The organism is Paenibacillus sp. J2L1-98 (assembly GCF_056269405.1).
This window is the reverse complement of the sequence record NZ_JBWDNW010000001.1, coordinates 1019217-1032443: the sequence shown is the minus strand read 5'-3', so window position 1 is coordinate 1032443 and position 13227 is coordinate 1019217. Positions and strand designations below refer to the sequence as shown.

Annotated in this window: 9 protein-coding genes and 4 pseudogenes; 12 read left to right on the top strand and 1 reads right to left on the bottom strand. The window is 46.0% G+C overall.

Annotation, left to right across the window (positions count from 1 at the left end):
• Positions 1 to 103 precede the first annotated feature (103 nt).
• From AC0YNZ_RS04570 to AC0YNZ_RS04555, 4 genes and pseudogenes are all read left to right on the top strand, one after another.
• Positions 104 to 280, top strand: coding sequence for a hypothetical protein (locus AC0YNZ_RS04570; RefSeq protein WP_475825454.1), 177 nt, complete (start codon positions 104 to 106; stop codon positions 278 to 280).
• Positions 273 to 884, top strand: coding sequence for an ATPase (locus AC0YNZ_RS04565; RefSeq protein ID WP_475825453.1), 612 nt, complete (start codon positions 273 to 275; stop codon positions 882 to 884). Before AC0YNZ_RS04570 ends, AC0YNZ_RS04565 begins: the two co-directional genes overlap by 8 nt.
• Before the next feature lie 48 nt (positions 885 to 932).
• Positions 933 to 1387, top strand: a pseudogene (locus tag AC0YNZ_RS04560) (sigma-70 family RNA polymerase sigma factor); the annotation flags it as partial.
• Positions 1388 to 2128: 741 nt separating this feature from the next.
• A pseudogene (locus AC0YNZ_RS04555) lies at positions 2129 to 2539 on the top strand (sigma-70 family RNA polymerase sigma factor); the annotation flags it as partial.
• Positions 2540 to 2854: 315 nt separating this feature from the next.
• Here the strand turns inward: AC0YNZ_RS04555 and AC0YNZ_RS04550 are convergent.
• The gene (locus AC0YNZ_RS04550) at positions 2855 to 4099 is read right to left on the bottom strand and encodes an NAD(P)/FAD-dependent oxidoreductase (RefSeq protein ID WP_475825452.1); all 1245 of its coding nucleotides are present in this window, start codon (positions 4097 to 4099) and stop codon (positions 2855 to 2857) included.
• 778 nt (positions 4100 to 4877) lie between these two features.
• Between AC0YNZ_RS04550 and sigK the strand changes: the two genes are divergently transcribed.
• The 8 genes and pseudogenes from sigK to AC0YNZ_RS04510 all read left to right on the top strand — a co-directional run bounded on the left by sigK (position 4878) and on the right by AC0YNZ_RS04510 (position 13226).
• Entirely contained in the window at positions 4878 to 5432 is a 555-nt protein-coding gene (gene sigK, locus AC0YNZ_RS04545) for an RNA polymerase sporulation sigma factor SigK (protein WP_475825451.1), read from the top strand.
• Positions 5433 to 6240: 808 nt separating this feature from the next.
• Positions 6241 to 6384 carry a beta-xylosidase family glycoside hydrolase gene (locus AC0YNZ_RS04540; protein WP_475825450.1) on the top strand — a complete coding sequence of 48 codons (144 nt, stop codon included), beginning with the start codon at positions 6241 to 6243 and terminating at the stop codon, positions 6382 to 6384.
• Positions 6385 to 6541: 157 nt separating this feature from the next.
• Entirely contained in the window at positions 6542 to 7507 is a 966-nt protein-coding gene (locus AC0YNZ_RS04535) for a phosphotransferase (RefSeq protein ID WP_475825449.1), read from the top strand.
• 51 nt (positions 7508 to 7558) lie between these two features.
• Positions 7559 to 7990, top strand: coding sequence for a carbohydrate-binding protein (locus AC0YNZ_RS04530; RefSeq protein WP_475825448.1), 432 nt, complete (start codon positions 7559 to 7561; stop codon positions 7988 to 7990).
• Between the two features lie 36 nt (positions 7991 to 8026).
• Positions 8027 to 8156, top strand: a pseudogene (locus AC0YNZ_RS04525) (glycoside hydrolase N-terminal domain-containing protein); the annotation flags it as partial.
• A gap of 147 nt (positions 8157 to 8303) precedes the next feature.
• Positions 8304 to 9794 carry a glycoside hydrolase family 43 protein gene (locus AC0YNZ_RS04520; RefSeq protein WP_475825447.1) on the top strand — a complete coding sequence of 497 codons (1491 nt, stop codon included), beginning with the start codon at positions 8304 to 8306 and terminating at the stop codon, positions 9792 to 9794.
• Between the two features lie 42 nt (positions 9795 to 9836).
• Positions 9837 to 10649: pseudogene (locus AC0YNZ_RS04515) on the top strand (type 2 periplasmic-binding domain-containing protein); the annotation flags it as partial.
• A gap of 240 nt (positions 10650 to 10889) precedes the next feature.
• Positions 10890 to 13226, top strand: coding sequence for a helix-turn-helix domain-containing protein (locus AC0YNZ_RS04510; protein ID WP_475825446.1), 2337 nt, complete (start codon positions 10890 to 10892; stop codon positions 13224 to 13226).
• Position 13227 lies beyond the last annotated feature (1 nt).

The following is a 13227-nucleotide window of genomic DNA, read 5'->3' as shown; positions in this document are numbered from 1 at the left end:
TGTTTGAACGCTAATGCGGGATGTGTCATTTTAGGACACGTTCTGTGCTATACTTCAATTATAAGATAGCTGATCATAAATTTTGAATGGCCGGAGGGAAGTTATGAATCGTATACAGGATCTACAAAAGCTGATAAAGCTAACGGGAGATCGCGCCAAGTTAGATGCAAAGGCTAATGATACCTACGTCGTTTATAAAACAAAAGATGGGCAGTTTATGAAAGAATATAGCAATGGGAATATCGAAAAAATTGAAAAACAGGAAAATGATCATGAGTGAACCAACTGCTGTTATGTTTGTATTCGCAGGGAATAATGGCAGCGGAAAGAGCACCATTCGCAATCTAATTATCGATCGACTTGGGATTAGTGTTAATGTTGATCCAGATTCATTGGCACGCCGTATTGATAACGAAAATCATGAAAAACATAGGGTATCGGCAGGTAAAGACGCTATCAAGTTGGTTAGGGAGTGTATAAAGAACAAACGTGATTTTTCAATTGAAACGACTTTAGCAGGTGGGAATGCTATTCGTCAAATGCAAGAGGCGAAAGATAATGGGTTCGAAGTGATTATGTTTTACGTAGGTCTAGGAGATTACCGATTGAATATAGATCGGGTTGCTGCACGAGTTAAAAATGGTGGACATGATATTCCTACAGTAGACATCATTAGAAGAGATCAAACCTCTATGAAGAATCTGCTTGCTCATCTATACCTTCTTGATCACTTAATTGTTATTGATAATAGTGACTTAGATGGTGTGATTGTATTGGAAGCTGATGTCAACCATAATGTAATAAAATATATGGCTGAGACTATTCCTAATTGGGTGAAAGCGATAGAACAGCACTTACAAAATGAAATAGATACTGATGAATGAACCAATCGATGTGACATCACAAAGTTTGGTTCATTTTTATTACCATGAATGATGTTTGAAATGACATCGTGTTGTGTCCACAACGTCAAAAAAATCGATAATACCGGTGAGGTCTCGAGGATCTGATCTCAATTGGTACGATTGGATTGATTAAGGCTATTGAGAGCTTTCAGACTGGAAAAGGCACGAAGCTCGCGACTTTTGTGGCTCGTTGTATCGAGAATGAAATACTTATGCATTTGCGGTCTTTGAAGAAAACGCGGAAGGACGTTTCGCTGCATGATCCAATCGGTACGGATAAGGAAGGTAATGAAATTACATTAATAGATATCCTTGGCACGGAAGCCGACGATATTGTGGATAAGGTACAACTGAAAATTGAGAAAAGTAAGATTTATAAAAATCTTGATATATTAGATGACTGAGAAAAGGAAGTTGTGATTGGGCGATTCGGACTTGAGCATGGCGGGGATGAGCGGACACAGCGGGAGATTGCGAAGGAACAAAAGTGAAACGACTGCTGGCATACCGTTTCCGCTCGAATGTGCTCATTTACCACGTCAGTCTGATTAGGGGGCTGCCGAATGTTCATTTTTTTAATAACAGCCAGTCGACTGCAATTCGTAGTAATGTGCTAGAGAATATAAAGGGAATAGCAAGGATCTGGAATGTGAGTTGAAAATAACTTCTTACCTCCTCTAAACTAGTATCATTTTTAAAATCTGGAATCAATTGAGTGAATAAACTGAAGTCATTAATGAGTCTTCCATATACAGCGCTTATTGTTACAATGACCACAAAGATGAATCTAATTATATCCAATGAAATTTTAGAATGATCAAGGAATTCTTTACGAGAATGCTTCCTGTTCAGAAAATACAACATGATAAAGAACATGATCGTAGTCAAGAAAGTGAAAAGTAAGAAAGATGGTATTGAAATACTTAATTGTAATCCGATTATGAAGTTTAAACTAAAAGGTACAGTGAAATATGTGAAAAAAGCCATGAACAGAATGTGTCTACTTTTTATAAGTAATTTTGGCTTTACTATAAGTGTGAAAGGTAAAATTATTAGAAATAGAAAGAAGTACATAGGTTGTTTATCCTTAATAATAGAGTAGGCAAATATTGCGATAAGGATAAAGTTAAAAGTTAGTAATAGGTGTTTGTGAAAGATAAGAGACTCAAACTTTGAAGGGAATCGAAGTACCCTTATTAAAAGATCAGACATAAAAAAAACTCAAAGGGACGAAGCTTGCGACATTTGCAGCTCGTTGTATTGAGAACGAAATACTTATGCATTTGCGTTCGCTCAAGAAAACCCGCAAGGATGTGTCGCTGCACGACCCGATCGGGACGGACAAAGAGGGCAACGAAATTACGCTGATCGATATTCTCGGTACGGAAGCCGACGATATCGTCGATAAGGTGCAACTGAAAATCGAGAAATCGATGATATATAAGAATTTGGATATACTGGACGAACGCGAGAAAGAAGTAGTTGTCGGACGGTTCGGTCTGGAGCAGGGCGGGGAAGAGCGGACGCAGCGGGAGATTGCGAAGGAGCTTGGCATTTCGCGCAGCTATGTGTCGCGGATCGAAAAGCGGGCGCTGATGAAGCTGTATCATGAGTATTATAAGGCGAAGCGGTGAGGAGGAACGACCCCTCCTTCAGATTTTGACAAAGCCCCGATTAGCGGGGCTTTGTTTATGGTACGCTCAGCATGGGCGCCATCTTTAGAGGGATTTTATACGAGAACCTTTGTCATACGTTTATCCATGTAAAATGAGAAGTTCTTGCGGTAAAATAAATCCATGATGCTTGGCAGATACAGCTAGCCCTCGCGTGCGGATAAATTGCCCGCGTCCAGAAAGTCTGCGATTTTCTGGACGCGCGAGAGTCTGTAAAATAAAATGTGTAAACATGAGCTCACCCGGCCACTTCCGTCCACCGCCGGGACGTCCCGGTCAATTCTGCGCCTTCCCCTGAAGCAGCCGGAAAACGGCTTGTTCGAAGTCGGCCGGTTCGCTCGCATAGTTGAACATGCCCAGGTACGTGTCGAATGTCTCCTTATCCCCGGCAATCAGCCGGTTAACGGCTTTTTGCTCCTCGGTGAACGGCCTGTTTTTTGTCAATTGGCACGCCAGTTCGAACCGGGAGATCATTTTGGACTGCAGCGCGCCTTCATACGCTTCCGCCATGGTATCCCAGCTCGATTCCCAAGATCCGTTCCCGGCCAAAATCTTGGTCAGCGCCATACTCCCCCAGATCGCGTCATGTAAACCCTGGCCGATCGCAGGATCTTTAAAGGAGTGGGCGTCGCCGACGAGCGCCCAGCCTTTTCCCATGCCTTGAAACCAGTCGTTGTCATACCCGAGCACCCCTCTGACCGGAAGGACGAAACGCGACTCCCGCAACCGCTGGGGGAACGACGAGACGGTGTCCGCGAAACCGGCATCAGCTAAATCGCGGAACGCCGTTTCCGGATCCCGCTTGAAACGTTCCATCCAATCATCTCTGCCCAGCGGAACCATAAGCCCGATCACGTACAGGCCGTCACTGGTGGGAAAGATGATGGCGATATACTCTCCGAACTTGTAAAATTCCACGCATCGGTCGCCCTCCTGCCGGTAATCGGCGGCATAAGCGACATAAGAAGCGAAATCGGTCGGCACGCATATTTTCCGCTCGCTCTTCACCAGACTGCGCACCGTTGAATGGCGGCCGTCCGCACCGACTACCAGCCTTCCCGCAAAGTGTTCCGTCCGCCCATCCTTATGGACGCCGCAGACTCCCGTAACCGTGTCTCTGTCCAAGATGACGTCCGTGACGCGAAATTGCTGGATGGCCGTAACTCCCTGATGCGCCGCGGCATGCTCGAACAAAATGCGGTCGAGATGCGTTCGGCGGATGCACAGGCATTCAGTCTCCCCTTTCGATTCGGGAAAATCGCCGTCCATTACGGCATCCTCGAACTGGATAAAGACTCTTTTGTACGTCGGCGTTCCGGTTTGCAGCAGTTTTTCCAGCACCCCCATATCCCGCAGCAGGGAAAGCGCGTTGTTGAAAAAGTTGTGCGTCGACAAAATGTCGCTCGGTAATCTTCCCTTTTCCAGCAAAAGCACCTCCAGACCGGCCTTCGCGCATTCATACGCCAGCGACGACCCCGCCACCCGCGCTCCGACGATGATCAAGTCATATTTCTTCTGCACCGTACCCCTCCTTTATCGTATAAATCAAGCGGTTACCGCGACCTCTCCGAACGTTAAATCCATTTTGGGGTCTTTAACTTGAACGACTGTCTTTAAGAAAATTTGAATCTAATTCACTCTCAAACTTTTTGAATCGAATTCGGGAGAATGATTGTGTTGAAAAGGCTTACACACTTTCTTTATCATAACCGTTAGACCACATTATGTTAATAAAACTTAAGACCTGTTAATTTGTAAAATATTGTAGATTTCATTTTTTGCTAGACTAATGCTGTTTGCAACATTAACTGGTAATGTTGAGAATCAAGGCTTGTTTGTCTTGCCGCTTATACGCCAAACGATGAATGTATATTGGCGGGACGAACCGAAGGCAAAACGGAGGTATGGTCGGTTTACCGGCAGTTCTGCAAGATGAACCATCTCGTTACATTCTGAGCAGTACTTAAAACCAGCTAATATTTTTAAGGTTTTTTTTATGCCTGAAGCATGGATCTGGCTTTAAGCCAGGGGGTAATCCCCTAATGGAATATATCATTAGACGTCATTAATCTTCGATCGAAAATCTGCTTTTGAATTTATTCCTCATTGATCATTTAATTATCATTGACAACAGTCTTTCGTGTGGTGAGATTGTTCTGGATGCCGACGGCAATAGCATTAAATATCGCGCTGGACCTATCCCAACTTGGGTTAATGCAATAGAGCGACAGTTACATAATAAATATTCCAAACAAGGATGAACCGGTCAGAGTTACAAAGTGTCCGGTTCTTTTTTGTCTTGAAGCTTTTTCTAAGAAAAGAAATTACATCGGGTCGTGTCCACAATGTCAAAAAATTTGACAATACAGGTGAGGATTTGGAGGATCTGATCTCGATTGGAACGATTGGATTGATTAAGGCAATCGAGAGCTTTCAAACTGGAAAAGGCACGAAGCTCGCGACGTTTGCTGCTCGTTGTATCGAGAATGAAATACTTATGCATCTGCGGTCTTTGAAGAAGACGCGGAAGGACGTTTCACTGCACGATCCGATCGGCACGGATAAGGAAGGAAATGAAATTACGCTTATAGATATCCTCGGCACGGAGGCCGATGATATTGTCGATAAGGTGCAGCTGAAGATCGAGAAATCGAAGATATATAAAAACCTCGACATTTTGGATGATCGCGAGAAGGAAGTCGTTATCGGCCGTTTCGGACTTGAGCACGGCGGGGATGAGCGGATGCAGCGGGAGATTGCGAAGGAGCTTGGAATTTCGCGTAGCTATGCGTCGCGGATAGAGAAAAGGGCGTTGATGAAGCTTTATCATGAGTTTTATAAGGCGAAACGTTGACATTGTGTATTAGACCTCATCGCTGGCAGCGATGAGGTCAGGGGTTCGATCCCCCTAGGATCCACCAAAAACAAAACGAAAAAATCCTTGATAATCAAGGTTTTTTTATTTTTATCAAATAGAAAACAATGATACTGAGCATGAGGTTTTTAACCTTGGGGACGAATTGGGGACGAAAAAACAAAATGTTAGGATTAAGCCTCTGTTAAATGGGCTTTCCCGCAAGAATGCGTATTACACCTCGTTCTCAATAATGCGTTTTCTTTGGCTGTCTATCCAGTTCTGGGTAGGTACAATATGCTTTACCATCCATGTCGAAAAGACGAAGAAATGATCTTTTTCTGCCCATCTGTCATTCGCATTTTCCTTGGCCAGAATGGAGTTTCTTTTAAAATGAATAAGATCGGGCATCAAACCCAATTTTTGATTTAGGCATCTTTATGATGTTTTGGTCATTTTTACGTCTTTATCGTGCTAATTCATGGCCTGAGAATCAAGGTTCGATTTCATACCTTGCTGTACAATCGAATATGAAGGGCAAATATCATAAGATTTTGGGGACTGCTAAAGGATTGTCTGCGATTTCGGTGCAAGATGTAAGCTCTTTTGAAACAAATAATTGCAAGTGATTGCTTTTACCATCAGGCTCAAAGAAGGACGCAAGGTGATCGTATTCAGGAGAGCCGCAGGATTAATGAGAACGGAAAGCTTGTTAGATTGCCCGGCGGGCTCGGTCATACAGAAGATAGAGGCTCGGCCGGAATGGTCCGGCTTCTCCATCCAGTCCGTTTAATCCGATGAACTTGAATTGGGCTCGGGAGAATCGCATTTGCTTTCAACAGAGGTAGCAGGCGGCTTTACGGGCGTAATTGTTGAGATGTATGCAGTCTGCGAGACGGGACAGGGCTCGCCGGCACGCTTTGAATGGTTCGATTATAAACCGGCGAATTAGTATACACGGCGATTCCTATCAAGTTGGCTGTTTGAGTGGAAATATGAAGGACGTTGCCCAAGCGATGGCTTTGGGGGCGTCCTTTACTTTTCTGGCAGACAGCTCAGTATCGAGAGCCAATCTAGTTTTGAATTTAAGGAAAGAAGTGACCAATAATATGGAAAGTAATGTTAAACTCAAGTTGATAGGCAGTGATATGGAACGAATTATTCATCATGCCTTCGGAAGCCGAGTCGTCGAAACGAAAGAATTAACGGATGGGTGGGCAAACAGCGCATACACGATCCTCACAAGCGACGGCCGCAACGTTATTCTAAAAGTGGCGCCGTTCAAGGGAACAAAAATGATGCGCTATGAGGCAAATATGATGCGCACGGAAGTCGAGGCGCTCCGCTTGTTTGGCAACAGCGGTACGCTGCCTGTGCCCAAGGTGTTCGCACACGACGATACATGCACCTTGATCGATGCGGAGTACTTTATTATGGAGCGGTTTTCGGGGGTCCCTTATAACAAAATCAAAGAGACGATATCTCAGGAAGTGAAGGACGCGATCGAATTCGAGCTGGGCGTTTACAGCCGTTTGATCAATGAAGTGCAGGGTGAAAAATTCGGATATTTCCTGCAGCAAGAATCATGGAACGATTCCTGGCCGGAAACATTTCAATGGATGATCCGAGGCGTGCTGGCTGATGGCAGAGATGCTGGGGTAGAGCTGCCTGCCGGCGATGCGGTTATCGAATTGGAAGTCGAACGGCATCTGGATGCTTTGCGAGAAGTAGATCAGCCCCGTTTCGTGCATTGGGATTTATGGGATGGAAATGTGTTCGTCGAGCACGGAAAAATAACGGGGCTGATCGATTTCGAAAGAGCTCTTTGGGGCGACCCGCTGATGGAGGTTTATTTCGGCCGCTTCAACCGGTCCGAAGGGTTCTCGCGGGGCTATGGGCTGGCCGTCGCAACTCAAAACCAACAACGGCGCAGGGTGATGTATGATTTTTATCTGGATCTGATTTTATGGATTGAATGTACCTTCCGGCAATATGAAAATAAAGACCATTGGAATTGGGCCCGCAACAACCTTGCGGAGGGCTGGGAACGTCTCCTTTCGATCGGTCGTGATTAAATCAGGTCCACCCGTAGTAAGCGACGATCGGTTTCCAAGATCAGCGGGGATTTGGAGGTCTCTGCCGTAGACGGAGATACCGTGCCTCCGCGCGACTTGACCAGGGAGACTCCGGCAGTAAACTACGACGAGTACGAAGGCGTCTACCTGGACGAATGCCGGGAAGGCGGGTGCTGCATCCGGTTGTCGGGCGAGGCAGGCTGGCTGCGCTTTGACGATGCAGATTTCAGCGGCGGGATCGGCGGCTTTGAAGCCCGTTGTACGACCGGTCCGGGAGGCGGTAGAATAGAGCTTAGATTGGATGGGTTGGACGGCTCTCTTATCGGAACGTGTACCGTTCAGGAGGCGGGAGGGCAGCAAATGCGGCAGACGGCTGCCTGCAAGGTGAACGAACCGTCGGGAGTTCGCACCGTCTATCTGATCTTGGACGGGGATATCGGGCTGAGCCGCTTCCGCTTCCTTCCGCAAACCGGAGTTCATTGATACGAGAGGAAACATCGGAATGAACGCGATGAGCTTGTGGTATCGGAACCCGCATTCGGTTGGAATGAGGCACTACCGATCGGCAATGGCCGTCTTGGCGGGATGGTGGTTCGGAGATACCGTCCGCGAGCGGGTGCAGTTGAACGAAGACTCCGTCTGGTACGGAGTATGATTTTTGCGCTGATTTTAGGGGTATTATTGTTTGTTTTAGAAAGGTATATTGTAACCACTACACCCAAATACTCAATTGTTGCGAGCTAATAATAGATTTACAGGTTGCTTTTGTCTATATTGACACAGAGGTGGAAGAAAAATGAAATACAATAACCCGGTCATAAAAGGATTTTATCCAGACCCTAGCGTTTGCAAGGTTAATGATATCTATTATCTTGTCTGTAGTTCGATGCAGTATTTCCCCAGTGTGCCTCTTTTTGAAAGCAAGGACATGATAAACTGGACGCAAATCGGTCACTGTCTGAACAGAGAGAGTCAGATCCAACTTGACAAAGTGAACAGTTCAGGCGGTGTTTTTGCCCCTACCATCCGGTATAACGACGGACGATTCTACATGACGACCACCAACGACACGAAGCGTCAGAATTTCTATGTATGGACGGACGATATATACGGCGAATGGTCTGAACCGATTTATGTTGATCAAGGGGGAATTGACCCTGATTTGTATTTTGAAGACGGAAAAACCTATTTTATGAGCAACGGAACAGACGATCATGGCGTTGGAGGTATCGTTCAGTGTGAAATTGCCATAGAAAGTGGCCGCAAGCTGACCCCGAGCCAAGTGATTTGGCAAGGAACGGGCGGACGTTTTCTTGAAGCGCCGCATCTGTACAAAATAAACGATTGGTATTATCTTATAGCGGCTGAGGGAGGAACCGAATTCGGCCATATGGTAACCTATGCCCGGGGAGTTTCTCCTTCCGGACCGTTCGAGGCGTATCCACACAACCCCGTGCTGACCAATCGCAACTTAGGCGGCTATGAAATACAGGCTGTCGGTCACGGCGACCTTGTTCAGGACGACTTCGGAAACTGGTGGATGCTTCATCTCGGATTCCGTCAGATCGGCAAATGGATTGCTTATCATCATCTTGGACGCGAAGTATTCCTTACTCCGATGACCTTCGGGGAGGACGGCTGGTTTACTGCAGGACATAACGGCACCACGCTATCGAGCTTTGACACCGACCGTATTCCGAATGGCATCGTTCAGGAAGAGAATAAATGCTATACCTTCGAAAATACGAAATGGGACAAGCAATGGTGTTATCTTCGTCTGCCTTCTATGGAAAATTATGAATTTGAACATAACAAGCTGAAGCTTAAAGGAACTGAAGTCACGCTTGATCAAGCGGATTCGCCTACATTCTTTGGCATTCGTCAAATGAATTTTAACGCGGAAATATCTTGCGATGTATGCCTCACGAATGGCGAGGCAGGCATCACGCTCTATATGGATGAGCATCATCATTATGATTTCGCGATACGCAAAGGCGACAGCGGGTATGAAGTCATTGAACGCCTGAATGTCGGCGATATTAAATCCATCGAAAAAGCCGTGGATCGACAAAATGACAATCAAGTTTCCCTCGTTATACAAGCCAGTAGCACATGCTACCGTTTCTTTCTACGCGCAGATGGGGAGGACATCCAACTGGGCACCGCGCATACGAAATATCTGTCCTCCGAGGTAGCGGGAGGATTCACGGGGGTGATCATCGGGCTCTATGCGTGCGGTGAAGGCTCCATTGCGGAATTCTCAAATTTTAAATGTGAATATCAATGACAATGGGGGGGAGGACCGCAAGGTTCTCCTCAGGCTGGGGTATCTTATCCGAATAAAATATGGATTAATACGACATGGCTTGAGAAGTTGAAGCTGGAAGTGCCGAAGACGACAGAAGAGTTCGCTAAAGTGCTTGAAGCGTTCAAGACACAGGACCCTAACGGCAATGGCAAGCAGGACGAAGTTCCGTTAAGCGGCTCGGTAGAGACGTTTGGCGTGCATATTATACCGTTCCTGATGAACGGATTTATATACGAATACGATCGGACCTATTTGACATTGAATAACGGAAAAGTCGACATCGCGGCCAACAAGCCGGAGTGGAAAAAGGTCTGCAGTACATTAAGTCGCTGTATGATAAAAAAGTAATCGATCCGGGCGCATTTACGCAAAATGCTGAAGCGTTCAAGATGATCGGAGAAAATGCCGACGCGCAATTGCTCGGAGCTGGCGCAGGAATGCACCCCGCCATCTTCATAAACACAAGGGAGGGCAATCTTTACAATAAGGATTACAACCCGTTGGCACCTCTTACAGGTCCGCATGCAGCCTATTCCACTTACAATTATCCGGTTGATCCCGGTGCTTCATTCGTCATTCTTCGCTACGATTGCCGGTAAACCGGGCGGAGCGCCATTGAACAATAGCTGGGGGCCTGTCGCCCAGTATTATCAGCCGAAGACATTCAGGAATGGAACGGTACAAGGAACGGACATTTATTTACCTACGGGCTTTGAATGCAGACTGCAAGAAGCTACGCATCTTTATGATGGCAAACAGCCGAAAGAGGTTTTCCCTTTGTGGTCGGTATGGATTGATCCGGCGAACGTAGATGAAGTAAGCATGCAGAAGTCGTATGATGCTTCCGCTAAATAAAAATTAATTCTGGCAAAGGAACCTTGGAGCGATCCAAGGTTCCTTTGCTAAGTAATTTTATGCTGTTATCGCTTTCGTAAGCATGAAAGAAGTTAAAAACCGCATAATGAATCAATATTTATATGCATGAACTGCGAACCAGGCAGTAGTAAGGATGAAAAATAGATGATATATTTTTGATACAAATAAGAGAGAATTACTTTTTGGAGGGGGATCGTAATGAAATCGCTGTCAGCGGCATTCCGGAGAAACAATGTGCTGATCCGAATCATTTTTTCGTACGCGCTGGTTTGTCTTTTATTTATCGGGGTGTTTTCTTATGCGGTCATGAACAAGGTGTCCAGCGATCTGACAAGGGACATCGACGAATCGAACGAACGGATGACGGAGCAAATGTATAATACGGCCGATCTGCTGTTATCTTCGACGTATAATCATTTCGCCCAGGTGTTCGGAAACAACGATATCGTCTTCAACGCCATGTATGCCGATTCGTTCAGTCCAATTGAAACTTATAAAATCAATGAATATTTGAATGATCTAATCATTGCGAATCCGCTCGTCCATTCGGTCTATGTTTATAATATGAAGAAGAAATTTATATTTTCTTCGTTTTCGATGGTAAGCGATTTCAAACGTTTTTTCGATACCGACATGACAGAGATGCTGGAAAACGGGAATTACTCCGAGCAGGGGGTCTTCATCCCCCGTCAGGAGCGGTTCACCTATTTGAATAAGAAGTATGACAGCAAATTAATAACGGTTATTTATTCGGAATACGGCAGCAGCAAGACGATGGAAGGTTCATTCGTATTGAATCTCGACCAACAGGTACTGCACAATCTGGTGACCAAAGGAAATGCATCAAGCACGCAGCAATCATTCATTCTGAGCGGGAGCGGCACGGTCATATCCGGTTCGGACAATAATTCGGCAGGACGGAAGGTGCTGGATCAGCAGATGATTCAAAAAGTTCTTCAGTCCAAAGAAAACAGCGGAAGATTGTTCCAATCGATGGAGGGAAAAGAGTATCTGATTTCCTATATGAAATCGGAACGGCTCGGCTGGAGCTTCGTCGGAGTCGCAGAATACGGCAGTCTGCTGCAAAAAGTAAACGCTAATAAACGGTTTATTGTCTGGGTATCGGTATTCTTCGTGCTGGCCGCTGCGGTTACCGCTTTCTTCTCCACGAGAATGATTTATTCACCGCTGCGAAGGCTGGTCAAGCGGATTGGCACTTCCTCCTTGGCGGAGAAGGAAGCAGCGCCTCTTAACGAATATGATTTGCTCGCCAGATCGTTCTTATCTTACGAAGATCTCATCCGGCATCTGCAGACCAAGGTATCCGATTTTACGCCGAGCAAGAAGAATGAGCTGCTGCGGTCGATCGTTAGCGACGGTGCGGTACCTGCCGCTTCTCATATACAGGATTTGGGAATTCAACTGACCGGAAGTTACTATCGGGTATGTTTGCTTCGGATTGACGCTTATCAGAAGCAAATGAAGCGGTACGATACTTCGGACATCGCCTTATTGAAATATGCCATGACCAATATCGCACAGGAGATCGTTTCCCCTCACTATAAAATGGAAACCTGGAGCGATAACAGCGACTCCGTCGTCCTCATTTTCAACATCAACGACGACGATTGTTCCCATGCTGCAATCGAAACGCTGCTGTCCAAGATTCAGACCCATATTACGGGCTATTTGAGCATGTCCGTTACGGTATCGATCGGACCAATCGCTGCGGAAATCGGACGAATCCGCCATTCCTGGCAGCAAGCGTACCGGCTATCCCAGTACCGGCTCGTTCGCGGGACCGGCTGTATCATTGCGCAAGATATGGAAGCGAACCGCGATTCTTCGGACGGTGAAGCCCTGTTATCCCTGGAGAAAACGATCATGGACAACCTGAGGACCGGAGACAGGGAAAAGCTCCGTCACTCGGTCGCCGATTTTATACTGCGTGTGAGCGATTTTCAATATGATGATTTAATCGAGCAATTGTCCGGACTTATGCTCATGACCGTGCGGGTCACCAAAGGAATGATCGAAGAGGAGGAGCTGCTCCAAACAGGGGTCTATTCGCTTCCACAGGCCGTATATCAACGGGAAACGCTAGATGAAATCCACGCTTTCTATTTGGAGGCTCTGGAGAGAGTGCTCGAACTCAGGGAGCAGCGCTTGTCCATGAAAAAATCCCGCGTCGTGGAGATTATGGGCGAAATTATCCATAAACAATACGGCAATCCCGACTTCTCGGTCGATCTGCTGGCCGAAATGGTAGAATTGTCGACGAACTATGCCCGCAAAATTTTTAAAGAACAGATGGGCAAATCCATTTCGCAATATATCGCGGATCACCGGTTTGCCATCGCGCAGGACTTGCTGGTGCAAACTGATATCCCGGCGAGCAAGATCGGCGAAATGGTCGGACTCTTAAATACGAATTATTTTTACTCTTCATTTAAGAAGTATTGCGGCAAAACACCGGATCAATATCGCAAGGGAATAAAAACGATAACGAATCCCGATATTAACCTGCACGCTTAGG

Excerpts from the sequence above, each read along its gene's own strand:
- AC0YNZ_RS04570 (WP_475825454.1), top strand. The coding sequence starts at position 104 with ATGAATCGTATACAGGATCTACAAAAGCTGATAAAGCTAACGGGAGAT.
- AC0YNZ_RS04565 (WP_475825453.1), top strand. The coding sequence starts at position 273 with ATGAGTGAACCAACTGCTGTTATGTTTGTATTCGCAGGGAATAATGGC.
- AC0YNZ_RS04510 (WP_475825446.1), top strand. The coding sequence starts at position 10,890 with ATGAAATCGCTGTCAGCGGCATTCCGGAGAAACAATGTGCTGATCCGA.
- AC0YNZ_RS04520 (WP_475825447.1), top strand. The coding sequence starts at position 8,304 with ATGAAATACAATAACCCGGTCATAAAAGGATTTTATCCAGACCCTAGC.
- AC0YNZ_RS04535 (WP_475825449.1), top strand. The coding sequence starts at position 6,542 with ATGGAAAGTAATGTTAAACTCAAGTTGATAGGCAGTGATATGGAACGA.